The organism is Streptomyces lycii (assembly GCF_009735685.1).
Classification (GTDB): Bacteria; Actinomycetota; Actinomycetes; order Streptomycetales; family Streptomycetaceae; genus Streptomyces; species Streptomyces lycii.
The window spans coordinates 1-22,825 of the sequence record NZ_WHPN01000428.1; the positions used below are offsets into that span (position 1 = coordinate 1).

The 22,825-nt window shown below is 72.9% G+C and carries 18 protein-coding genes and 3 tRNA genes; 13 read left to right on the forward strand and 8 right to left on the reverse strand.

Annotated elements, in window-relative coordinates:
- Positions 1–157 precede the first annotated feature (157 nt).
- On the reverse strand, positions 158–895 hold the full coding sequence (locus GCU69_RS31410; RefSeq protein WP_098752995.1) for an SLATT domain-containing protein: 738 nt from the start codon (positions 893–895) through the stop codon (positions 158–160).
- Positions 896–1,255: 360 nt separating this feature from the next.
- On the opposite strand from GCU69_RS31410, the gene purD reads away from it, so the two are divergent.
- The 4 genes from purD (at position 1,256) to GCU69_RS31430 (ending at position 7,546) form a co-directional block, all read left to right on the forward strand.
- On the forward strand, positions 1,256–2,524 hold the full coding sequence (purD, locus tag GCU69_RS31415; RefSeq protein WP_156207899.1) for a phosphoribosylamine--glycine ligase: 1,269 nt from the start codon (positions 1,256–1,258) through the stop codon (positions 2,522–2,524).
- 435 nt (positions 2,525–2,959) lie between these two features.
- The gene (locus tag GCU69_RS31420) at positions 2,960–4,570 is read left to right on the forward strand and encodes a M48 family metalloprotease (RefSeq protein WP_098752997.1); all 1,611 of its coding nucleotides are present in this window, start codon (positions 2,960–2,962) and stop codon (positions 4,568–4,570) included.
- A 252-nt stretch (positions 4,571–4,822) separates the two neighbouring features.
- The gene (locus tag GCU69_RS31425) at positions 4,823–6,316 is read left to right on the forward strand and encodes a N,N-dimethylformamidase beta subunit family domain-containing protein (RefSeq protein WP_098752998.1); all 1,494 of its coding nucleotides are present in this window, start codon (positions 4,823–4,825) and stop codon (positions 6,314–6,316) included.
- A 252-nt stretch (positions 6,317–6,568) separates the two neighbouring features.
- Complete coding sequence (locus GCU69_RS31430) at positions 6,569–7,546, forward strand: phosphoribosylaminoimidazolesuccinocarboxamide synthase (RefSeq protein ID WP_098752999.1); 978 nt, start codon at positions 6,569–6,571, stop codon at positions 7,544–7,546.
- Between the two features lie 347 nt (positions 7,547–7,893).
- On the opposite strand, the gene GCU69_RS31435 is transcribed toward GCU69_RS31430, so the two are convergent.
- The 6 genes from GCU69_RS31435 to GCU69_RS31460 all read right to left on the reverse strand — a co-directional run bounded on the left by GCU69_RS31435 (position 7,894) and on the right by GCU69_RS31460 (position 11,610).
- Positions 7,894–7,966, reverse strand: a tRNA-Gly gene (locus tag GCU69_RS31435).
- A 34-nt stretch (positions 7,967–8,000) separates the two neighbouring features.
- Positions 8,001–8,603: a response regulator transcription factor gene (locus tag GCU69_RS31440; protein ID WP_235978832.1), complete on the reverse strand. Its 603-nt coding sequence runs from the start codon at positions 8,601–8,603 to the stop codon at positions 8,001–8,003.
- A 77-nt stretch (positions 8,604–8,680) separates the two neighbouring features.
- A complete protein-coding gene (locus GCU69_RS34480) occupies positions 8,681–10,420 on the reverse strand; it encodes a histidine kinase (RefSeq protein ID WP_268969345.1) in 1,740 nt (579 codons plus the stop codon).
- A gap of 562 nt (positions 10,421–10,982) precedes the next feature.
- Positions 10,983–11,055 (reverse strand) — tRNA-Gly (locus GCU69_RS31450).
- Positions 11,056–11,133: 78 nt separating this feature from the next.
- Positions 11,134–11,205 (reverse strand) — tRNA-Gly (locus GCU69_RS31455).
- Between the two features lie 87 nt (positions 11,206–11,292).
- Positions 11,293–11,610, reverse strand: a complete 318-nt coding sequence (locus GCU69_RS31460; RefSeq protein WP_098753000.1) for a histone-like nucleoid-structuring protein Lsr2 — start codon at positions 11,608–11,610, stop codon at positions 11,293–11,295.
- A 390-nt stretch (positions 11,611–12,000) separates the two neighbouring features.
- Between GCU69_RS31460 and purS the strand changes: the two genes are divergently transcribed.
- From purS to purM, 9 genes are all read left to right on the forward strand, one after another.
- Positions 12,001–12,303 carry a phosphoribosylformylglycinamidine synthase subunit PurS gene (purS, locus tag GCU69_RS31465; protein ID WP_098753001.1) on the forward strand — a complete coding sequence of 101 codons (303 nt, stop codon included), beginning with the start codon at positions 12,001–12,003 and terminating at the stop codon, positions 12,301–12,303.
- Positions 12,300–12,980: a phosphoribosylformylglycinamidine synthase subunit PurQ gene (gene purQ, locus GCU69_RS31470; RefSeq protein WP_098753002.1), complete on the forward strand. Its 681-nt coding sequence runs from the start codon at positions 12,300–12,302 to the stop codon at positions 12,978–12,980. Before purS ends, purQ begins: the two co-directional genes overlap by 4 nt.
- Complete coding sequence (gene purL / locus GCU69_RS31475; RefSeq protein ID WP_156207901.1) at positions 12,980–15,229, forward strand: phosphoribosylformylglycinamidine synthase subunit PurL; 2,250 nt, start codon at positions 12,980–12,982, stop codon at positions 15,227–15,229. Before purQ ends, purL begins: the two co-directional genes overlap by 1 nt.
- Positions 15,230–15,387: 158 nt before the next feature.
- Positions 15,388–15,900, forward strand: a complete 513-nt coding sequence (locus GCU69_RS31480) for an ArsR/SmtB family transcription factor (RefSeq protein ID WP_098753017.1) — start codon at positions 15,388–15,390, stop codon at positions 15,898–15,900.
- Between the two features lie 158 nt (positions 15,901–16,058).
- Complete coding sequence (locus tag GCU69_RS31485) at positions 16,059–17,081, forward strand: M23 family metallopeptidase (protein ID WP_235978827.1); 1,023 nt, start codon at positions 16,059–16,061, stop codon at positions 17,079–17,081.
- Positions 17,082–17,091: 10 nt separating this feature from the next.
- Entirely contained in the window at positions 17,092–17,928 is an 837-nt protein-coding gene (locus GCU69_RS31490) for a sterol carrier family protein (protein WP_156207902.1), read from the forward strand.
- A 243-nt stretch (positions 17,929–18,171) separates the two neighbouring features.
- The gene (locus GCU69_RS31495; RefSeq protein WP_156207903.1) at positions 18,172–19,200 is read left to right on the forward strand and encodes a BtrH N-terminal domain-containing protein; all 1,029 of its coding nucleotides are present in this window, start codon (positions 18,172–18,174) and stop codon (positions 19,198–19,200) included.
- Between the two features lie 345 nt (positions 19,201–19,545).
- A complete protein-coding gene (gene purF, locus GCU69_RS31500; RefSeq protein WP_098753022.1) occupies positions 19,546–21,105 on the forward strand; it encodes an amidophosphoribosyltransferase in 1,560 nt (519 codons plus the stop codon).
- Positions 21,106–21,219: 114 nt separating this feature from the next.
- A complete protein-coding gene (purM, locus tag GCU69_RS31505; RefSeq protein WP_098753023.1) occupies positions 21,220–22,311 on the forward strand; it encodes a phosphoribosylformylglycinamidine cyclo-ligase in 1,092 nt (363 codons plus the stop codon).
- 125 nt (positions 22,312–22,436) lie between these two features.
- On the opposite strand, the gene GCU69_RS31510 is transcribed toward purM, so the two are convergent.
- The gene (locus tag GCU69_RS31510; RefSeq protein ID WP_098753024.1) at positions 22,437–22,700 is read right to left on the reverse strand and encodes a DUF3073 domain-containing protein; all 264 of its coding nucleotides are present in this window, start codon (positions 22,698–22,700) and stop codon (positions 22,437–22,439) included.
- Positions 22,701–22,825: the final 125 nt, after the last annotated feature.

Here is a 22,825-nt window from a genome sequence, read left to right on the forward strand (position 1 = left end):
CCGGCGCAACCGGAAGCCGAGCACCGCGCACCCCCCGCACAACCGGAAGCCGAGCACCCGCGCCCCGGCCACCCCGCGCCCCGGGAACCCGGTGAACTCCGGGCACCCCGCGCTCCCGGGCACCCCGCACAACCGGTCACCCCACGCGGGAGGCGACTCAGCGCGGCGACTCCGGCGGACGCTGCCGCGGCATGTTCGGGCGGGCCCCCGGCGGCAGCGGAAACCGTGGCACGGGCGGGCCGCCGCCGTGGTCGCCGCGGGACGCCCAGGGCACCAGGGACTGGGTCAGCAGCGGCGCGGAGCCGGTCCGGAACTCCACCATCCAGTCCGCCGTCTCCGACCGCACCAGCTCCGAGATGTCCTCGGAGAAGCGCCGCAGCACCGACAGACAGCGTTCGGCGGCTTCGCTCGCGGTGCCCTCCGTCGGTCCGAGCACCTCGCGCACGCTCTCGGAGGCCCAGTCGAACTGGAGCGCCTCCAGCCGCCGCTGCACCGCCTGGGCGGTGGCGACACTGCGCATCCAGCCGGACGTCAGCCCGAAGAAGCGGTCACAGGCCACGCACGCCGCCGCCCCGACGAGCGCCAGACAGCCCCAGCCCGCGCCGGAACCGACCAGTCCGGTCAGCTCCAGCAGCGGCAGCGAGAAGCCCGCCGTGGCCGACAGCGCGGCACCCGCCCGCAGGGCTCGCGCACCCCGGCGCTTGCCGAGACGGTCCCGCAGATACCAGTCGGCGGTGGTGAGCGCGCGCTCCTCCACCCACTGGTAGAGCTCGTCGAGCCGCTCGGCGGGCTCGCCCCAGTCGCCGAGGGGGAAGGGCCGGCCGAGCAGGTCGCCCTGCTGCTTGCCGTCGTCCTCCCGAGGAGGTCCCTCGGGCTGCATCTCCGGCTGGCTCACCCGTGTGCTCCCTGTTCCGTGTCCGTGTGATCGGCGGAATATGCGGCAATCGGTCATGTGGTCGCGCCGCTCTCCGACAGTGACCGTGTGTGACGACGCGTGTGGCGTCTGTTGCGTGGACCCTTCATACCGCCGAACGGTGGGGCTCGACGGCCGTACGGCGCTTTTCACCCACGGATGAGGCGGCTGATCAGGTATAGGGAATCCGGCGACCACCCGAAAGAGTGATCCCGCCTCGGGAGTTGCCGCCCGCGGGGTGCCTCCGCCCGCTCCCGGGGACCGCCTCCCGCGCCCGCGCGCACCACCGCCCGTACGCCCCGCGGCGCGGTGCCCCGCCGTCGTACGACTACTCTGAGCCGCGTGAAGGTCCTCGTCATCGGCGGCGGCGCCCGCGAACACGCCCTGTGCCGCTCTCTCTCCCTCGACCCCGACGTCTCCGAGCTGCACTGCGCCCCCGGCAACGCCGGCATCGCCGAGGTGGCCGAGCTGCACGCGGTGGACGCCCTCGACGGCGCCGCGGTCGCCGCGCTGGCCGGCCGGCTCGGTGCCGGGCTCGTCGTCGTCGGCCCCGAAGCCCCCCTCGTGGCGGGTGTGGCGGACGCCGTGCGCGCGCGGGGCATTCCGGTGTTCGGCCCCTCCGCGGAGGCCGCCCGGCTGGAGGGCTCCAAGGCGTTCGCCAAGGACGTGATGGCCGGAGCGGGCGTGCCCACCGCCCGCTCGTACGTCTGCACCGGCCCCGAGGAGATCGACCGGGCGCTGGACGCCTTCGGCGCGCCCTACGTGGTCAAGGACGACGGCCTCGCCGCGGGCAAGGGCGTCGTGGTGACCGAGGACGTGGCGGTCGCCCGGGAACACGCGCTGAGCTGCGGCCGGGTCGTCATCGAGGAGTTCCTGGACGGACCGGAGGTGTCGCTGTTCGCCGTCACCGACGGCGAGACCGTGGTGCCGCTCCAGCCCGCGCAGGACTTCAAGCGCGCCCTGGACGCCGACGAGGGGCCGAACACCGGTGGCATGGGTGCGTACTCGCCGTTGCCGTGGGCGGACCCGAAGCTCGCCGACGAGGTGCTGCGGACCGTGCTCCAGCCGACCGTGGACGAGCTGCGCCGCCGGGGCACGCCCTTCTCGGGGCTGCTCTACGCCGGACTGGCGATCACCTCGCGCGGCGTGCGCGTCATCGAGTTCAACGCCCGCTTCGGCGACCCGGAGACCCAGGTCGTGCTGGCCCGGCTGCGGACGCCGCTGGCCGGGCTGCTGCTCGCGGCGGCGACGGGGGACCTCGCCGACTTCCCGCCGCTGCGCTGGAGCGACGGCGCGGCGGTGACCGTCGTGATCGCCTCGCACAACTACCCGGGCACTCCGCGCACCGGTGACCCGATCGGGGGACTGGACGAACTCGCCGCCGCGAGCGGAGCGGACGGCGGCCCGGGCCCGTACGTGCTGCACGCCGGGACCAGGCGCGGCCCGTCCGGAGAGGTGCTGAGCGCGGGCGGCCGGGTCCTGTCGGTGACCGCCACCGGAACGGACCTGGCCGAGGCCCGCGAACGCGCGTACGCGGGGGTGTCCCGGATCCGGCTGGACGGCTCGCACCACCGTACGGACATCGCGGCGAAGGCGGCGGCCGAGAGCTGAAACGGGCGGCACGCCCGGCTCGTTCCCCGCTGACCGCTGACCGCTGACCGCTGACCGCTGACCGCTGACCGCTGACCGCTGACCGCTGACCGCCACCGCCGCGTTCCGGTGCGGGCCCGGCGCCGTGGTCGTGTCCGTGTCCGTCTCCGTGGTCGTGTCCGTGTCCGTGTCCGTGTCGAAGCGTGCATGGCGAGGTTCTGACCAAAGCCATTCCATCGAGTGACCGGTTGCCCATCCGGCTGACGCGCTCACACCCCCGAACTATGGTGCCCGGCAAGCAGCTCCGCCCCCACGGCGGAGCCCGCTCGCCGGGCATCCGGCCCACCGGCATTGCGCTGTCGGCGCCCGGTGCCACAGTGGGGGGATGAGCAGCCGTCAGCAGGTCGGCAGGGGGTGAACTCGTTGGTCTCCGAACCGGAAGGTGCGGAACTCGGAATGCGCTTCGCGCGTTCCCGGGCCCTCGCGGTCCTGCGTGTCCGCGGCGCGGCGCTGGCCGTCGCGCTGCTCCCGGCGGCCGTCGCGGTCGTCCTCTTCGCCGCCCCCGCCACCGGCCGGCTGACCGGCTCCGGCTGGGACACGGCGCGCTGGACGACCGCCGCCGTGGCCGCCGTCGTGCTGTCCGCCGCGGTGCTCGTCGCCGCCGTGGTGGCACGGGCCGGGCCGGCGGTCAGCCCGACCGTCCCGATCGCCGAGGGGACCGCCCCCGACCTCTACCGGCTGGTCCGCGAGCTCGCCGACCGGCTAGACGTACCGGCGCCCTCCGCCGTGGCGCTCACCCCGGACTGCGACAGCTGGCTCGAGGACCGGGCGCATCTCGGGCGCCGCAGCCTCGGCGTCCGCCGTCCGGCCGGGCGGGGGCGGGCGGCGGAGCGGGCGCCCGAGCTGGTCGTCGGCTCCCCCTTCCTGTGGTGGATGCGGGTCGCCGAGCTGCGGGCCGTCCTCGCCCCGGTGGTGGCCGGGACCGGGCCCGCCGCCCACCCGGACATAGCGGCCGCCCGGCGGTTCGTACGAGGGCTGGACGCGGCGGTCGCCGTCGCGGACCGGCACCGGGCGCTGGCCCTCGTCGGCTGGGTGACCCGCCCGTTGCTGCGCGGTTGCCGGCGGCACGCCGGCGAGATGGAGCGCGGTGTCGCCGCCGCCGCCTCCGCCCGGGCCCAGTCGGTGGACTACGGCCTGCGGATCGTCGCCCAGGAGCAGGTGGGACTGGCCTACGCGGGCTGGGACCGGCTGCTGACCCGGGTCGCCCTCCCGGCCTGGCGGATGGGCCGCTGGCCCTCCCGGCTGGACGCCGGGGTGGTCTCCGCGCTCACCGAGCTGTCCCGCCGCGACCGGCTCGCGGAGGGCTTCGCCTCGCGGCTGGGCGAGCGGCCCGCGTGCGACCTGCTGGAGGAGCCCGGCGCGGTGGACGAGGCGGCGTCGCTGCTCGCGGCCCGGCTCTTCCACGGCGGCCCGGCGGAGCGGGGCCCGGACTGGGCGCCGGTCGACTGGGAGGCGTATCCGGAGGAGGTCGTGGACCGCAAGTGGCGGCTCGAGGCGGCCCGGCTGCACCGGATCCTGGACGAACTCCCCGACGCCGCCCCGGCGTCCGCCGCGAGCGGCGGGCCCACCCTCGCCAGGGTGCTGGACCGGCTCGCGGGCGGAGCGGGGGAGGAGGGGTTCACGGCGCGGCTCGCCGCCCGGCTCGACACCGAGATGGCCCGCGAGGAGCGGCACCGGCAGGAGTCCTCGGCCGCCGGGCCCGGAGCCGTCGGCGGGCCCTGGGGTGAGGATCCCGTGCCGCTGCTGCCCCTGCAGGCGCCCCGCACCGGCCGTGAACTGCTCGCCGACCACGTGCTCGCGGCGGTCTGCTGCGCCGCCGTGGACACCGCGGGAGCGGCGCCCGGACTGGACTGGCTCGACGGGCCCGTCCTCCGCTTCGGCCGGGAGCGGGCCGCGGATCCGTTCCCGGCGGTGCTGGAACTGGTCGAGGGCGGCGACGCGGACGCCCTGCGCGGCTGGATCGTTACTGCGGGGGTCCGGCCGGAAAAGCCTGTGCGGCTGGTGTGATGGTCCCGTGTCCCTGGTGTGACGGCCGGTAAGGGATGATCATAGGTGTCACGTACGTCTTTTCGGACCGGCCGGCGACCGGCCGGCCCCGGCCGGATTCACCAATTCACAACGAACGGTGACGGAGTACGTGCGTAATGTGATGTGCTGTGACGTGTCGCTGTCGCTCGTCGTAAGAGAGCAACACGGAGCGTGAACACGGCAGCGGCCGCGCGCGGGACGATCGCGCGCATGGGCGGGAGGGAGCGGTCGATGGGAACGGAGCAGATCCGGCGCTGGGAGTCGGGTGCACTCGCGCACGCCGTCACGGATCCCTTCGGCCAGGGGCCGCTGCCCTGGCTGCGTGGCAGCGAGAACTACTTCGACGACACGGGGCAGGTCGTCCCCTGGTACGTCGACCCGGCCGTGGCCCTGGACGAGCCCGGCATCCCCGCGCCCCGCCGCAGCTCGGAGCGGTCTTCGCCGCGTACGGCGGACGACGTGCGCGGGCAGATCAAGGGCTTCGCGTCCACCGGCGCCGTCGCCCCGGGCGAGGCCCTGGACTTCCACATCACGGTCGACCCGCCACAGCAGTTCAGCGTCGACGTCTACCGCATCGGGCACTACGCGGGCGACGGTGCCGCGAAGATCACCACCAGTCCGCGGCTGTCCGGCATCGCCCAGCCCGCCCCGATGGCGGCCCAGCGCACGGTCTCCTGTCATCACTGGTGGTTGTCGTGGCGCCTACAGGTCCCGACGTACTGGAACAATGGCGCATATGTTGCGGTTTTGACGACCGTCGACGGCTACCGCAGCCACGTCCCCTTCACCGTCCGTGACGACCATCCGGCGGATCTGCTGCTGTTGCTGCCGGACGTCACCTGGCAGGCGTACAACCTCTACCCGGAGGACGGCCGCACCGGCGCCAGCCTCTACCACGCCTGGGACGACGAGGGCCGGCTGCTCGGCGAGAAGGAGGCGGCGACCACCGTCTCGTTCGACCGTCCGTACGCGGGCGCCGGACTCCCGCTGCACGTCGGGCACGCGTACGACTTCATCCGCTGGGCCGAGCGCTACGGCTATGACGTCGCCTACGCCGACACCCGCGACCTGCACGCGGGACGCGTCGACCCCAGCCGGTACCGCGGCCTGGTCTTCCCCGGCCACGACGAATACTGGTCCGTCCCCATGCGCCGCGCCGCCGAGCGCGCCCGGGACAGCGGCACCTCGCTGGTCTTCCTCTCCGCCAACACCATGTACTGGCAGGTGGAGCTTGCCCCGTCCGCGTCCGGGGTGCCCGACCGGCTGCTGACCTGCCGAAAACGCCAGTGCCCCGGCAAGGCCGCGCTCTGGCGCGAGCTGGGCGCGCCGGAGCAGCAGTTGCTGGGCATCCAGTACCAGGGCAGGGTGCCCGAGCCGAACCCGCTTGTCGTCCGCAACGCGGACCACTGGCTGTGGGAGGCCACCGGCGCGAGCGAGGGCGACAAGCTGGACGGCATGGTCGCGGGCGAGGCCGACCGCTACTTCCCGCGCACCGCGCTCCCCGAGCACACCGACCGGATCCTGCTCGCACACTCCCCGTACGAGGACGCCGACGGCGTCAAGCGGCACCAGGAGACCTCGCTCTACCGGGCCCCCAGCGGCGCCCTCGTCTTCGCCTCCGGCACCTTCGCCTGGTCCCCGGCGCTCGACCGCCCGGGCCACACCGACGCCCGCGTCCAGCGCGCCACGGCCAACCTCCTCGACCGGATCTGCAAGCGGGACTGAGCGGCGCCGCCGCCTGCCCCTTGCTCCCTGCCCCCCTGACCCCTGTCCGCGGCCCCCGACCGGCACCTCCGGTCCGCCGCCGGTCCGCGGCCGGTCCAGCGGGCCGGTCCGCCGGCCGGCCCGGCGCGTCCGTTGCCGCGCGCAGGATTGATCTTCCCCATCCGGGGCTACCCGACCCTGGCCGTACCGAGCGGCCTCCCGTACGGGAGAATCGGAAATCCCTGCTCCTGGACCAACTCACGCGGAGGCAGCGTGTCCGGATTCGTCGAAAAGCCCGAGCCGGTGCAGGTTCCCGGCCTGGTGCACCTGCACACCGGCAAGGTGCGCGACCTCTACCGGAACGAGGCCGGTGAGCTGGTGATGGTCGCCAGCGACCGCACCTCCGCCTACGACTGGGTGCTGCCGACCGAGATCCCCGGAAAGGGCCGCATCCTCACGCAGCTGTCCCTGTGGTGGTTCGACGTGCTCGCCGACCTCGTGCCCAGCCATGTGCTCGGTACGGACGTGCCCGAGGGCGCGCCCGCCGACTGGGAGGGCCGCACCATGATCTGCAAGCCGCTGCGCATGGTCCCGGTCGAATGCGTGGCCCGCGGCTATCTCACCGGCTCCGGTCTCGCCGAGTACGAGAAGACCCGTACCGTCTGCGGACTCGCCCTCCCCGAAGGGCTGATCGACGGCTCCGAACTTCCCGCGGCGATCTTCACCCCCGCGACCAAGGCGGCCGTCGGCGACCACGACGAGAACGTCAGCTACGAGGAGGTCGCCCGGCAGGCCGGCGCCGAGACGGCCGCCGAGCTGCGCCAGACGACCCTCGCCGTCTACAGCCGGGCCCGGGACATCGCCCGCGAGCGGGGCATCATCCTGGCCGACACGAAGTTCGAGTTCGGTTACGAGACCATCCAGGACGGCGAGGCCGCGGCCACCGGGGGCGCCGGTGCCGGTGCGGGCGGTGCCACCGGCGGCGGGCGACAGGAGCGGCTGGTGCTCGCCGACGAGGTGCTGACGCCCGACTCCTCCCGTTTCTGGCCCGCCGACCGCTGGGAGCCGGGCCGCTCCCAGCCGTCCTTCGACAAGCAGTTCATCCGCGACTGGCTCACCTCACCGGCCTCCGGCTGGGACCGGAACGGCGAACAGCCGCCGCCCGAACTGCCGGCGGAGATCGTGGAGCAGACCCGGGCCAAGTACGCGGAGGCGTACGAGCGGCTGACCGGCACGGCCTGGACGGACTGAGGAACCGCCTGCCGGGCGGCGCGCTGCGGACCGGTTACCGGCCACCGGCTACGGCCTGCCGGGCGGCGTTTTGCGGACCAGCCGCCGACACGGCCTGCCGGACGGCGGGCCGATGAGGACCGGCTACCGGCAACCGTCTGCCGGTGACAGGCTGAGGAACGGGCTCCGGAACGGCCCCGGACGCGAGTGGGAAATCATGGACCGGGCCCGGGCCCGAGTGGCAACTCACGGACCGGGCCCGAGCAGGGACTCATGGACCGGGCCCGGACCCGAGGACGGCCCCGGGAGCCGATACACGGAGGAAAAGCCGAGAACCCCCGGTCGTCCGACCGGGGGTTCTCGCACTGAGCGGACGACGAGATTCGAACTCGCGACCCTCACCTTGGCAAGGTGATGCTCTACCAACTGAGCCACGTCCGCCTGCCCCGCCCGTTCCCGCGCGGTGCGACACCCACTATAGCCAACCTCGCTCGCGTGCGACGCGCACCGCCGTATGACGGTTCTCCGCGGAGAGCTTCGCGGCGGCCGAGGAGAGGTAGTTGCGCACCGTCCCGGCGGACAGCGCCGCCCGCTGCGCGATTTCAGTGACCGGCGCTCCGTCCGCCGCCAGCGCCAGCACCTCCGTCTCGCGCGCGGTGAGCGGGGAATCGCCCGCGCTGATCGCGTCGGCCGCCAACTCCGGGTCCACGAAACGGTTTCCGGCGTGCACGGTGCGGATGATCTCGGCGAGCCGCTGCGCGGACACGGTCTTCGGTACGAAGCCCCGGACGCCCGCGCCGAGTGCCCGCTTGAGATGGCCCGGCTTGCCGTGACTGGTGACGATCATGGTCCGGCAGTCCGGGAGTTCGGCCCGCAGCGACGTGGCGACCGCCACACCGTCGGCGCCCGGCATCTGGAGATCGAGCACCGCCACGTCCGGCCGGTGCGCCCGCGCCATGGCCAGCGCCTCGGGCCCGGAGGCGGCCTCGGCCACGATCACCAGGTCGTCCTCCAGCGAGAGCAGCGCGGTGAGCGCGCCCCGGATCAGATGCTCGTCGTCGGCGAGCAGCACGCGCAACGGGGCCGGTTCCGGCGACTCTCCCGTGCCGCCGGGCGCTGCCGGACGGGGTTCGTTCCCGGGGCCCTGGGTTTCCGTCACTGTGCCGCACCTCTCCACTGCCGTCCCGGTGCCCCGGCCGACCGCCGTTCCCGCCGGCCCCACCGCTCGGGGGCCGGTTCCGTCACCCGGTGCTTCGGTTCCGCCCGCTCCCCACGGCGCACCCGCTCCGCCCGCCCCGTACGACGCTCCCGTCCCGCCTGTTCAGCCTGTTCCACGCGATCCACCCGCTCGGTCTGCTCCTCACCAACCACCCGCTCGGTCCGCTCCTCACCATCCACCTGCTCGGCCTGCTCCCTGCGACCCACCCGCTCGGCCTGCCGCACGGCTCCTCCGGAGGGCTCGTCCGGCAGCCCTGCCGCCCCCTCTCCGGACGCCTCCTCCGCCGGCTGCGGACCCTGCGCGTCCACCGGGATCTCCGCCGTCAGCCGGAACTCGCCGCCGGGCAGCCGCCGGGCGTCCACCCGGCCGCCGAGTCCGGCCAGCCGCTGTCGCAGCCCGGCCAGACCGGAGCCCTCGCCGAGGCCGCCGCCCGTCCGGCTGTCCGTTCCCCCGCCGGCGGGCGCGTCCGGGACGCCGTCGTTCTCCATCACCAGCACCGCCGTACGACCGCCCCGGCCGCCGTCTCCGGGCCCGTTACCGCCCGTGGCGCCGATCCCCTTGCCGTTCGCGGCACCGTTCCCCTTGCCGTTCGCGGTCCTGTTTCCGTTTCCGTTCCCGGGCCTCCGCCCCGGGCGGATTCGTACCCGTACGGAACAGCGCGCGGCGTCCGCGTGCCGCAGGACGTTCGTCGTCCCCTCGCGGACCACCCAGCCCAGCGCCGACTGGACCTCCGCCGGCAACTCGCCCGCGTACCGGTCCTCGATGTGGCACTCCGTACCCGCGGCGCGCAGCACCCCGGCCGCGCCGATCAGCTCCGTGTGCAGGTCGGCCTGCCGATAGCCGCGCACGACCTCCCGCACCTCGCGCTGGGAGTCCCGGGCGATCCGCTGCACCTCGACCATCTGGTCGACCGCCGCGGCGGAACCCCGCCGGCTGAGCTGCACCGCGAGTTCGCTCTTGAGCGCGATCACGGCGAGATTCCGTCCCATGACGTCGTGCATGTCCCGGGCGAACCGCAGCCGTTCCTCGGCCACCGCCAGCCGCGGCTGCACGCCCCGCGCCTCCTCCAGCTCCCACATGACGGCCAGCACCCAGAGCGAGCAGCGCACGGTGACGGTCACCCAGAGGTAGGTGAACGGCAGGGCCACCGCCGTGACCAGCAGCAGGCGGCGGTCGGCCCCGGCGACGGCGAGCGCGGCGACGACCGCCGCCGCGGTACCCGCCTGGACCGCCGTGGTGGTGCGCAACGGTGCGAGCAGGCAGCACGGGCCGATGACGAGGATCGTGGCGGTCGAGAGCAGCCCGACCGCCTCGGGCATGTCCGACAGCCCGCCGGTGACGGTCAGTGCCACCACCCCGACGGTCGCCGCGGTGGCGAGGAACACCCCGGTCAGCAGCTCCCGCCGGGGCACCGCGGCGCGGCCGAGATACTGCTCGATCCCCATCCGCAGCAGCCGCGTGCACGAGACGCCCTGGAACAGGCTCAGCACGGCCAGGGCTCCGGCGCCGATCCGGTGTCCGGTGCCCTGTTCCAAGCCCGCGGCCAGCAGGAAGACGGCGTAGAGCACGGCGAACCAGGCCAGGCTGTACAGCGACATCCGCGTGTAGAGGTCGACCTGGCCGATCCTGCTGCGGCTCCGCCATCCGCCGCCGTGCCGTCGCCAGTACGCGCGCACCGTATCCCCGTACCTTTCGTCCATCGGCTGGCGGGAGTGCCCCCGCTCGGCACCTCGGTTCCCGGAGGGGGCACCGGCGTACAGGAAACACCGGCGGCGCCGTCCGGGCCACCGCGGGCACCGGAGCCCGCGCGGTCGGGGCGGCGGTTCCGACGCGCCGGTCGGGCTGCCCGCCCGTGGTTCCAGGCTCCCGGCCGGGTGGCGGGCGGGGCAGTGAGTGCTGTCATCCGTACTCATGACACATGTCATGGCCGGGGAGATCGCCGAGGGAGGCGCAGGGGCGCCGGGGAACGCGTGAGAGGTGTCACGCCAGACGACGCGGGTGTCATGTCACGTCACACGGCACCCATGCGCCACCCACACGACAAGGGGCGGCGACATCACACGGCACGGGGCGGCACGGCACGCGGCAAAGCGGAGGGCGCACGACGGAGCGCCCCGTCACACGGCGAAGTGCCACGGCACCCGGCGAGGCGCCGAGCCGCACGACGGGCGACCGGAACAACCGGAACAACCGGAACACGAGAAGAGCCCCTGGTCGACGACCAGGGGCTCTCATCCGAGCGGACGACGAGATTCGAACTCGCGACCCTCACCTTGGCAAGGTGATGCTCTACCAACTGAGCCACGTCCGCATGCCTCCGAGAAGCTTTCACCTCTCGGCGCGACCACCACTCTACCCGATCCACCGGGGTGGTTCGGAAGGTGATGAGAGCGGGTGACAGGGATCGCACACTGCGCCTCCCCCTTGGAAAGGGGGCGCTCTACTACTGAGCTACACCCGCGTGACTCCGTGGGGCCCGGTCTTGCGGCCTCGCCCCTCGGCGTGCTCCAGACTCTAGCCGATCACCGGGGGTGCGGCGCAAGTCGGTTCAACCGGCCGCCTCGAAGGCCTCGTAGACCTTCTTGGGGATGCGTCCGCGGGGCGGTACGTCCATGCCGTTCGAGCGGGCCCAGGCGCGGACCGTCGCAGGATCGGGGGCGACCGATGTGCGGCGGTATGTCTTGCCCGACTTCGACTTCTTGCGCCCGGCCTCCACGTAAGGTGCCAGGGCTCCCCGCAGTTTCTTCGCATTGGCGGGATTGAGGTCGATCTCGTACTGCTTGCCGTCGAGACCGAAGATGACCGTCTCCGCCGCTTCTCCGCCATCGATGTCGTCGGAGAGTGTGACCACTACGCGCTGAGCCACGGATATCGGTCCTTTCTGCCGACGCTGCCGCGATGACGTGCGGTGTTGTGGTGCGCCGGGGTGATAGGGGTCAGGTCTTTTTCATTTGTACAGCGATCAGCATTGCATTGTGAAGCCCAGTGAATTCTGTCCGCGTGTCTCTTGCAATCCGGACGGTACGTTTTCCGGGGGATTTTCCGCAACGGTTACCGCGACCGTATACCCGAATGTGACCGTCGGGGCGCCGGGCGGCGTGTCATATCTACTCGCGTAGATTCTCGGGCCGGGTACGCTGGGTGTCACCTGTTCGGGGGTTCCGGGACCGTCCCCGGGCGAAGCCGGAACCGGACACGTCCGGGGGCCTCAGGGGCCGTCCCGGATTGACACAGCCGCACCACCACACCACCGGGAGTGCCAGTGGCACGCGTCGTAGTCGACGTCATGCTCAAGCCGGAGATCCTCGACCCGCAGGGCCAGGCGGTGCAGCGCGCACTGCCCCGCCTCGGTTTCGACGGAATCTCCGACGTCCGCCAGGGAAAGCGATTCGAACTCGAGCTGGACGGGCCCGCCGACGAGGCCGCCCTGGCCCGGGTCCGTGAGCTGGCCGAGACGTTTCTCGCGAACACCGTCATCGAGGACTTCACGGTGCGCGTGGAGAACGGACCGGCTTCCGGGAACGAGCCGGCCGCCGAGACCGTGCAGGCCGCGTCGTGACCGCTCGTATCGGCGTCATCACCTTTCCCGGCAGCCTCGACGACCGGGACACCCGGCGCGCGATCCGCCTCGCCGGTGCCGAACCGGTCGCGCTGTGGCACCGTGACAAGGATCTCAAGGGCGTCGACGCGGTCGTACTGCCCGGCGGTTTCTCCTACGGCGACTATCTGCGGGCCGGCGCCATCTCCCGCTTCTCGCCCGTCATGGAAACCGTGATCGGCGAGGCCCGTGCCGGACTTCCGGTGCTGGGCATCTGCAACGGATTCCAGGTGCTCACCGAGACGCATCTGCTGCCCGGCGCGATGCTGCGCAACAACCACCTGCACTTCATCTGCCGCGAGCAGCAGCTGCGGGTGGAGAACGCGGACACCGCCTGGACCGCCGACTACACGGCCGGCCAGGAGATCCGTATCCCGCTGAAGAACGTCGACGGCCGCTACGTCGCCGACGAGCGCACCCTCGACATGCTGGAGGCGGAGGGCCGGGTCGCGTTCCGCTACCTCGGCATGAACCCGAACGGTTCGCTGCGCGACATCGCCGGCATCACCAACGAGGCCGGAAACGTCGTCGGCCTCATGCCCCACCCCGAGCACGCCGTCGAGCCGCTGGTCGGCACCGGCGGCACGGACGGCCTCGGATTCTTCACCTCGATCCTGAAGAAGCTGGTCAACGCCTGATGACTCTGGACACCACCAAGCACGCCGCCGGCACCCCGGACGCCGATCAGCCCTGGGCCGAACTGGGCCTGAAGCAGGACGAGTACGAGCGCATCCGCGACATCCTCGGCCGCCGCCCGACCGGCGCCGAACTGGCCATGTACTCCGTGATGTGGTCAGAGCACTGCTCGTACAAGTCGAGCAAGGTGCATCTCAAGCAGTTCGGCGAGAAGGCCCCGGCCAGTGACGCCATGCTCGTCGGCATCGGCGAGAACGCGGGCGTGGTCGACGTCGGCCAGGGTTACGCGGTGACCTTCAAGGTCGAGTCGCACAACCACCCGTCGTACATCGAGCCCTACCAGGGCGCGGCCACCGGCGTCGGCGGCATCGTGCGCGACATCCTCGCGATGGGCGCCCGCCCGGTCGCCGTCATGGACCCGCTGCGCTTCGGCGCCGCCGACCACCCGGACACCAAGCGGGTGCTGCCGGGCGTCGTCGCGGGCATCGGCGGCTACGGCAACTGCCTCGGCCTGCCCAACATCGGCGGCGAGGTCGTCTTCGATCCCTGCTACCAGGGCAACCCGCTGGTCAACGCGCTGTGCGTGGGCGTCATGAAGCACGAGGACATCCACCTCGCCAAGGCGTCCGGCGCGGGCAACAAGGTCATCCTGTACGGCGCCCGGACCGGCGGCGACGGTATCGGCGGGGTGTCCGTGCTGGCCTCCGAGACCTTCGACTCGACCGGGCCCGCGAAGCGGCCGGCCGTCCAGGTCGGCGACCCGTTCCAGGAGAAGCTGCTCATCGAGTGCACCCTGGAGATCTTCAACGAGGACCTGGTCGCCGGCATCCAGGACCTCGGCGGCGCGGGCCTGTCCTGCGCCACCTCCGAGCTGGCCTCGGCGGGCTCCGGCGGCATGCGCGTCGAGCTGGACACCGTGCCGCTGCGCGACTCCTCGCTCTCCCCCGAGGAGATCCTGATGAGCGAGTCGCAGGAGCGCATGTGCGCGATCGTGGAGCCGGGGAAGGTCGACCGCTTCCTGGAGATCTGCGAGAAGTGGGACGTCATCGCCACCGTCATCGGTGAGGTCACCGAGGGCGACCGGCTGGAGATCTTCTGGCACGGCGAGCAGATCGTCGACGTACCGCCGCGGACCGTCGCCCACGAGGGCCCCGTCTACCACCGGCCGTACGAGCGCCCCTCCTGGCAGGACGCGCTCCAGGCCGACGGGGCGGACAAGCTGGCCCGTCCGGGAGGCGGCGAGGAACTGCGGGAGCAGGTGCTCGCGCTCGTGGCGTCCCCGAACCAGGCGTCCAAGTCCTGGGTCACGGACCAGTACGACCGCTTCGTGCAGGGCAACACCGTCCTGGCGCAGCCCGAGGACTCCGGCATGATCCGGATCGACGAGGAGTCGAACCTGGGGGTGGCCGTCGCCACCGACGGCAACGGCCGCTACGCCAAGCTCGACCCGTACACCGGCGCCCAGCTGGCGCTGGCCGAGTCGTACCGCAACGTCGCCGCGACGGGCGCCAAGCCGCTCGCCGTCACCGACTGCCTCAACTTCGGCTCGCCGGAGGACCCGGCGGTCATGTGGCAGTTCGCGGAGGCCTGTCGCGGCCTGGCGGACGCCTGCCTGGAGCTCGGCACCCCCGTCACCGGGGGCAACGTCTCGCTCTACAACCAGACCGGTGAGACCGCGATCCACCCGACCCCCGTGGTCGGCGTGCTGGGCGTCATCGACGACGTCACGCGCCGCACCCCGATGGCGTTCGCGGAGGAGGGGCAGCTGATCTATCTGCTCGGCGACACCGCGGACGAGCTGGGCGGCTCGGCCTGGTCCCAGGTCGTCCACGGCCACCTCGGCGGTCTGCCGCCGAAGCTGGACCTGGAGCGGGAGAAGCTGCTCGCCGAGATCCTGATCGCCGGCTCCCGCGACGGCATGATCGACGCGGCGCACGACCTGTCCGACGGCGGACTGGTGCAGGCCGTCACGGAGTCCTGCCTGGGCGGCGGCAAGGGCGCCCGGCTGGTCGTCCCGGACGGCCTGTCGCCGTTCGTGTTCCTCTTCTCGGAGTCCGCGAGCCGCGCGATCGTCGCGGTCCCGCGCAGCGAGGAGGTCCGCTTCAACGACATGTGCGGCGCGCGCGGCATGCCGGCCACCCGCATCGGCGTGGTCGACGGCGACGCGGTCGAGGTGCAGGGTGAGTTCAGCATTCCGCTGGCCGAACTGCGCGCGGCCCACGACGCGACGATTCCGGCGCTGCTGGCCTGAGCCCGTCCCGTTCCCGTCCGTCCCGTTCCCGTCCCGCACGCTCGCGGCCCCGTCCACTCCGGTGGGCGGGGCTGCGCGCGTTCCGGCGGTGTCCTGCGGCCTGCGATCGCCGGGGGCCGGGTCTTGTCAGGGATTACGTAATTACGTAATCTGTGGTCGTGGAACTGGAGGAGCGTGTCACCGAGATCGAACGGCGGCTGGCGGAGCTGGAGGGCCCGGGCGGGCAGGAGGAGCGGCCCGCCGTCGCCCGGCGGCCCGACTTCTGGGCGCTGGACGGGCTCAAGGCACAGCTGGGCGAGGCCGGCACGGAGAACGGCGGGGTGCTGTTCACGGGCTCCGTCCGGCTGCCGACCGGCGAGCGGTACGAGTGGCAGCACGGCGCCGTCACGGACCAGGTGCTCGAAGGGGGTGACTGGGCCGACACCGCGGAAGCGCTGGCGGCTCTGGGCAAGCCCGTACGGCTGCGGCTGCTGCGGGAGATCCTCGGTGGCCGCCGCACCGCCGCGGAGCTGGCCGGGCTGCCGGACGTCGGCACGACCGGGCAGGTCTATCACCATCTGCGGCAGCTGACGGCCGCCGGGTGGCTGAGGTCCACGGGCCGCGGGCGGTTCGAGGTCCCGGCGGGCCGGGTGGTGCCGCTGCTGGTGGCGCTGACCGTGGCCGCGGGGTGACCTCCGGCCGGGGCCCCGACGTGGCCGGGGCCGCTGATGGCTCCGGTCGGGGGCGACCGTGAGCGAGACCCGGGCCGGAGGACCGGGGCCGGGGACCGATCAGCGGGTCGGCTCGGCACAGGACACAGGGGATCGGCACAAGACACAGGGGAGAAGCCATGGACGCGAACCGGGTGACCACCGGACCACCGACGGCAGAACAGCCCGAGGCTGAGCGGCCCGGGGCCCGCCGGGGGGCGGGGCCACCCGCTGCCGGCCGGGCCGCGGGCGCGGCCGGTGCCGATGCGGGCCGGGGCTCCCGCACGGGGGGCGGGGGCCCCGGCCGGACCGGCCCGGGCGTCGAGGCGCTGAAGCGGCTGCGCCCCGTCTGGTACGGAATGCTGGCCCTGCTGATCCTGGTCAACGAACTGACACCGCTGGACGCACCGTCCTGGCTCACCCTCGGCGTGCCCGTGTTCGTGATCGCCGTCGAACTGCTGCCGGGACGCAGCCGCAGGCTGCCGAAGGCCGAGCGCGCGGCTGGGGCGGGGGAGCCGGACGCCGTGGAGACCGAGCCGCCTGTGACGGGCCGGTGGAGCGCTCTGAACAGCCCGGCGGACAAGGTCCCCAGCCACGGGGTCCGCACGTACGGACAGGCGTACGCCATCGACATCGTCGCCGAGTCCGGCGACCCGGACCGGAAGCGGCCCGCGTTCGGCTGGTGGCCGCCGGTGCGGCCCAACCGGGACTTTCCCGCCTTCGGGGCGCCGGTGCTGGCCGTCGCCGACGCCACGGTGGTGCGGGCCGTGGGCAGCCGCCGCGACCATTACAGCCGCAATTCCTGGCCCGCGCTGCTGCCGTTCTTCCTGGAGGGGTTCGCCCGGGACGTCGCCGGCCCCGGACGGCTGTTCGGCAACCATCTGATACTCGACCTGGGCGACGGGACGTATGCCGCGTACGCCCATCTGCGGAAGGACTCGCTCGCCGTCCGCGCGGGTGAGCGGGTGCGGGCGGGGCAGCGGCTGGCCGAGGTGGGGAACACCGGCAATTCCACGGAGCCGCATCTGCACTTCCAGTTGATGGACCGACCCGAGCCGCACACGGCGCGCGGGGTGCCGTTCCGCTGGCGCGGCGTCGGCGTCCCGGCGAACGGCGAGACATTCACCGTGGCCGCGGCCGGGGAGCGGCAGGGGACCCCCTAGGCTCGGCGCCATGACGCCGCCGCGACCGCGCAAGCCTCGTGCCCGTACCTACGATCCGGCCCGGACGAGGGCCGCGCTGGACGCGGAGGTGGCAGCTGTACGGGAAGCGGTACGGGTGATGTGTGCCGCCCCGGACGCCGCGGAGCTGCTGCGGGCGCCGTCCGGCCTGGAGGGGTGGACGGTGCGGGACCTGATCGTGCACATCGCGGTGTGCCTGGACTCCCTGCCGCGGCGGCTGGCCGAGGACCGGCCGGGCGCGGCGGACCTGGACGTCCAGGGCTATGTGCGCAGCCTCCGCTCGCAGGCCGGGGACATCTCCGAGACGGCCGTACGGGAGGCCGGGGAGCTGCCGGGCGACGGCGGACCGCAGGAGGTGCTGGCGCGGCTGGACGACGCAGCCGGGCGGCTCGGTGAGGCCGTGTCGGCCACGGAGGGCGGCCGGCCGGTCCCCACCCGCTACGGAGCCATGACGGTCGACGACTTCCTCGTCACGCGGCTGTTGGAGACCGTGGTGCACGGCGAGGACCTGACGGCGGCCACCGGCACGGCCGTGGCGCACGACCGGCAGGCGCTCGCCGCCGTGGTCCGGCTCACGGCCGACGCGCTGGCGGCGCGGGCGCCCGGCGGGTCGGTGGAGGTGCGGATCCCGCCGTTCGCCGTGGTCCAGTGCGTGGAGGGCCCGCGGCACACCCGCGGTACCCCGCCGAACGTGGTGGAGTCCCGCCCGCTGACCTGGATCCGGCTCGCCACCGGCCGGATGCCGTGGGCGGAGGCGGTGGACGCGGCGGAGGTCACCGCGAGCGGGGAGCGCGCGGACCTGTCGGACCTGCTGCCGGTGCTCGGCTGAGTGGACCGCCGGCCCCTCGCCCCGGGCCCGGTGCCCGACCTCCTTCCCGGCCCTCGTCCCCTCGTTCCCCGGTCCCGGCCCCGTCCCCGGCCGGCCCTCGCCCCCTCGTTCCAGGTCCTCGACCCCAGTCCCAGTCCCCGTCCCGTCCCAGTCCCCGTTTCCGGTCCCCGCCCCCTCGTCCCCGTCCTCGTCCCCGTCCCCGCCCCTTCGTCTCGTCCTCGTCCTCGTCCGGGAGTGCATGGCATGACCACGCTGAAAGGCACCACAGTGAAAGGCATCGACGCCCGCGGTGCGCAGCACTGCGAGACGACGGCTCTGGGGGTGCTGCTGCGCCATCAGGGACTCGATCTGTCCGAGCCCATGCTCTTCGGCCTCGGTTCCGGTCTGTCCTTCGTCTACTGGGACAGCAAGAACATGGACTTTCCCTTCCTCGGGGGGCGGGTCAAGCCCTTCGAGCTGACCAGGAACCTGGCCGCCGCGCTCGGCCTGGACCTTGTGGTCCGGGAGACCACCTCCCCGCGCCGGGCGTGGGAGAACGTGGCGGCCGCCATCGACGCGGGCCGGCCCGTCGGACTGCAACTCGACAGCTACCACCTGGACTACTTCGGTTCGAAGGTGCACTTCGGCGGCCATGTGGTCGCCATGTACGGCTACGACGACCACGACGCCCACCTGGTCGACACCGGCCGGCAGGGCGGAGCGGTGTCCACCAGCCTGGCGAGCCTCGCCCGGGCCAGGGCCGAACGGGGCCCGATGACGGCCAGACACCGCTCCTTCACCCTCACCGCTCCCAGCGCCCCTCCCGCCCCGCGGGGCCACATCATTCCCGCGATCACCGCCTGCGCCGACGCCTTCCTGAACCCGCCCATCGCCAACCTGGGGCACCGCGGGATCGAGAAGGCCGGCAAGCTGGTGCCCACCTGGCTCCGGCGGACCGGCAACCCCCGGCGCGACCTGCCGCAGGTCGCGCTGCTGATGGAGGAGGCCGGCACCGGCGGGGCACTGTTCCGGAATCTCTACCGCGACTTCCTCGCCGAATGCACCCAGCTGCTCGACAGCAGCCATCTGCGCACCGGCCACGAGCTGTACGCCGAAGCCGCCACCCTGTGGACGGAAGCCGCGGCACTGATCGGCAGGGCGGGGACATCGGGCGACGAGCAGTACCTCGTACGGGCGGGCAGCGTCCTGCACGAGGTCGCGCGCACAGAGCGCGAGGCCATGCGGGCACTGAGCCGCCTGGGCGGCGATCCCCCGGGCACGACCGCGCCCTGACCGCCCTCCGCACCACGCGGAGGCCGGTTCCCGGCCGAGGGCCCGCCCCGGCCGGCCTGCCGGACCCGACAGCCCGCCCCCTCCGCCCCATCGTGACGTTCGACACCGGAGGCGCCCCGTCCCGCAGCCCGTGGCGCGCCCCCTGCCCGTACGGCCGCGGGCGTGCCTCGGATCCGCCGCCGCAGCCGTCTCACCAGGCATTCCGACGACTGCAGCGTGGCGTCGCGGGGCGGTCCGGAGGGCCCGGGGACGCGCCCGGTCGCCCTCTTCGGTCCCGGCTGTCGCGGGCGCCGAGGCGGAGTCCCCGGTTCGGCCCCTCGCGGAACCTGTCCTAGACTCGGTGTCGTGCCACGTGGTGACGGACGACTCAGCCACGATCTCCTTCCCGGCGAGAAGGGCCCTCAGGACGCTTGCGGCGTCTTCGGTGTCTGGGCTCCGGGAGAAGAGGTCGCCAAACTCACCTATTTCGGGCTGTATGCGCTGCAGCACCGGGGACAGGAGTCCGCGGGAATCGCAGTGAGCAACGGCTCACAGATCCTCGTCTTCAAGGACATGGGTCTGGTCTCCCAGGTCTTCGACGAGACCTCCCTCGGCTCGCTCCAGGGCCACATCGCCGTGGGCCATGCCCGCTACTCCACCACCGGCGCCTCGGTGTGGGAGAACGCCCAGCCGACGTTCCGCGCCACCGCGCACGGCTCGATCGCGCTCGGCCACAACGGCAATCTCGTCAACACCGCCGAACTCGCGGAGCTGGTCGCCGACCTGCCCCGGGACGGCGGCCGGGCGACCCAGGTCGCGGCGACCAACGACACCGACCTCGTGACCGCGCTGCTCGCCGGGCAGACCGACGAGGACGGCAAGCCGCTGACCGTCGAGCAGGCCGCCCCGCTGGTGCTGCCCAAGGTGCAGGGCGCCTTCTCCCTCGTCTTCATGGACGAGCACACCCTCTACGCCGCCCGCGACCCGCAGGGCGTCCGCCCGCTGGTCCTCGGCCGGCTGGAGCGCGGCTGGGTCGTGGCGAGCGAGACCGCGGCACTCGACATCTGCGGCGCGAGCTTCATACGCGAGGTCGAGCCCGGCGAGCTGGTCGCCATCGACGAGGACGGCCTGCGCAGCACCCGCTTCGCCGACGCCCGCCCCAAGGGCTGCGTCTTCGAGTACGTCTACCTGGCGCGCCCCGACACCGACATCGCGGGCCGCAACGTCTACCTCTCCCGTGTGGAGATGGGCCGGAGGCTGGCCGCGGAGGCCCCCGCCGACGCCGACCTGGTGATAGCCACCCCGGAGTCCGGTACACCGGCCGCGGTGGGCTACGCCGAGGCCAGCGGCATTCCGTACGGCTCCGGGCTGGTGAAGAACTCCTACGTCGGCCGGACCTTCATCCAGCCGAGCCAGACCATCCGGCAGCTCGGCATCCGGCTCAAGCTCAACCCGCTCAAGGAAGTCATCCGCGGCAAGCGGCTGGTGGTCGTGGACGACTCGATCGTCCGCGGCAACACCCAGCGCGCCCTGGTCCGGATGCTCCGCGAAGCCGGCGCGGCCGAGATCCACATCCGGATCTCCTCGCCGCCCATCAAGTGGCCGTGCTTCTTCGGCATCGACTTCGCAACCCGCGCCGAGCTGATCGCCAACGGGCTGACCATCGACGAGATCGGCAAGTCGATGGGCGCCGACTCGCTGGCGTACATCTCGATCGACGCGATGGTCGAGTCGACGACCATCCCCAAGAAGGACCTCTGCCGGGCGTGCTTTGACGGTGAGTACCCGATGGACCTGCCGGACCCGGAGCTGCTGGGCAAGCACCTCCTGGAGGCCGAGGCCCAGGTGCCGAGCAGCGGTGACGCGGACGGACTCGCCTCGCCGACGGCCGGTGTCGGCGGCGCCGACGCGCTGCGCCGCCCGTGACGCACGCAACGCCGCTGCCCGCACGAGCCGCGTGCACCGCCGCTGCCCGTACGGCCGCCGCACGCACCACTGCTGCCCGTACGCCCGACCACGACACGAAAGATCTGAGGCGTCATGTCTGAGACACCTCCCGGCCCGGTCAGCTACGCGTCCGCCGGAGTCGACATCGAAGCGGGTGACCGCGCCGTCGGCCTGATGAAGGAGTGGGTGAAGAAGGCCACCCGCCCCGAGGTCGTCGGCGGCCTCGGTGGCTTCGCCGGTCTCTTCGACGCCTCGGCCCTCAAGCGCTACGAGCGCCCGCTGCTCGCCTCCGCCACGGACGGCGTCGGCACCAAGGTGGACATCGCGCGCCGGCTGGGCGTCTACGACACCATCGGCCACGACCTGGTCGGCATGGTCGTCGACGATCTCGTGGTGTGCGGCGCCGAGCCGCTGTTCATGACCGACTACGTCTGTGTCGGCAAGGTGTACCCCGAGCGGGTGGCCGCCATCGTCAAGGGCATCGCCGAGGGCTGTGTCCTCGCGGGCTGCGCCCTGGTCGGCGGCGAGACGGCGGAGCACCCGGGGCTGCTGGGTCCGGACGACTTCGACGTGGCGGGCGCGGGCACGGGCGTGGTCGAGGCCGACCGGGTGCTCGGCGCGGAGCGTGTCCGCGCCGGTGACGTGGTGATCGCCATGGAGTCCTCCGGCCTTCACTCGAACGGGTACTCACTCGTCCGGCACGTGCTCTTCGACCGGGCGGGCTGGTCGCTGGACCGGGAGGTCGCGGAGTTCGGCCGGACCCTCGGCGAGGAACTGCTCGAGCCCACCCGGATCTACTCCCTGGACTGCCTCGCGCTCACCCGCACCACCGAGGTGCACGCCTTCTCGCACGTCACCGGCGGCGGGCTGGCGAACAACCTCGCCCGGGTGATCCCCGACGGGCTGCACGCCGGGATCGACCGCTCCACCTGGACCCCGGGCCCGGTCTTCGACCTGGTCGGCAGGGCGGGTGGCGTCGAGCGGACGGAGCTGGAGAAGACCCTCAACATGGGTGTCGGCATGATCGCGGTCGTGCCGCGGGACTCGGCCGAAGCGGCGCTGACCACGCTCGCGGACCGGGGTCTGGGCGCCTGGGTGTGCGGCGAGATCACCGAGCGTGACGGTCGGGACAGCCGGGACGGCGGCAACGCGGCCGTCACCCTGAGACACGACTACGCCGGCTGACAGCGTGGAGGACGGCATGCGCGACGCGGCCGGCGGTGACCGGCGGCAGGCAGCACAGAACCCGGTCCGGGGTCAGGACTCCGGACCGGGTCGGGTGGTGTGCCGCGGACGCGGGCGCCGCAGCGTCAGGCGCGTCGGCGCTGTGCGGACCGGTCGGACGATTGCGACTCCTCGTCGTCCTCGTCCTCGTCGTCGTTGTACAACTCCGCGTACTGTGCGTACGGGTCGTCGTCCGGCTCATCGTCCTCGAAGCGCTCACCGTTCGGCGGCTGTTTCGTCGTCGATGCGCCCAGCTCATCGGCCAGACGTGAGAGATCTGTCCCACCGCTGTTGTACTTCAGCTGGCGGGCGACCTTCGTCTGCTTGGCCTTGGCCCGGCCGCGCCCCATGGCTCGACCCCCTCGGTAACGGGGCTCGACGGCCCCAGAGTCTTGACACGCGTTCATGAGTCGGAGCGGGCCCTCGGTGAGAGCTCGGTCCGTAGGACTTCAACGGTACCTGCTTCCGCAGCTCT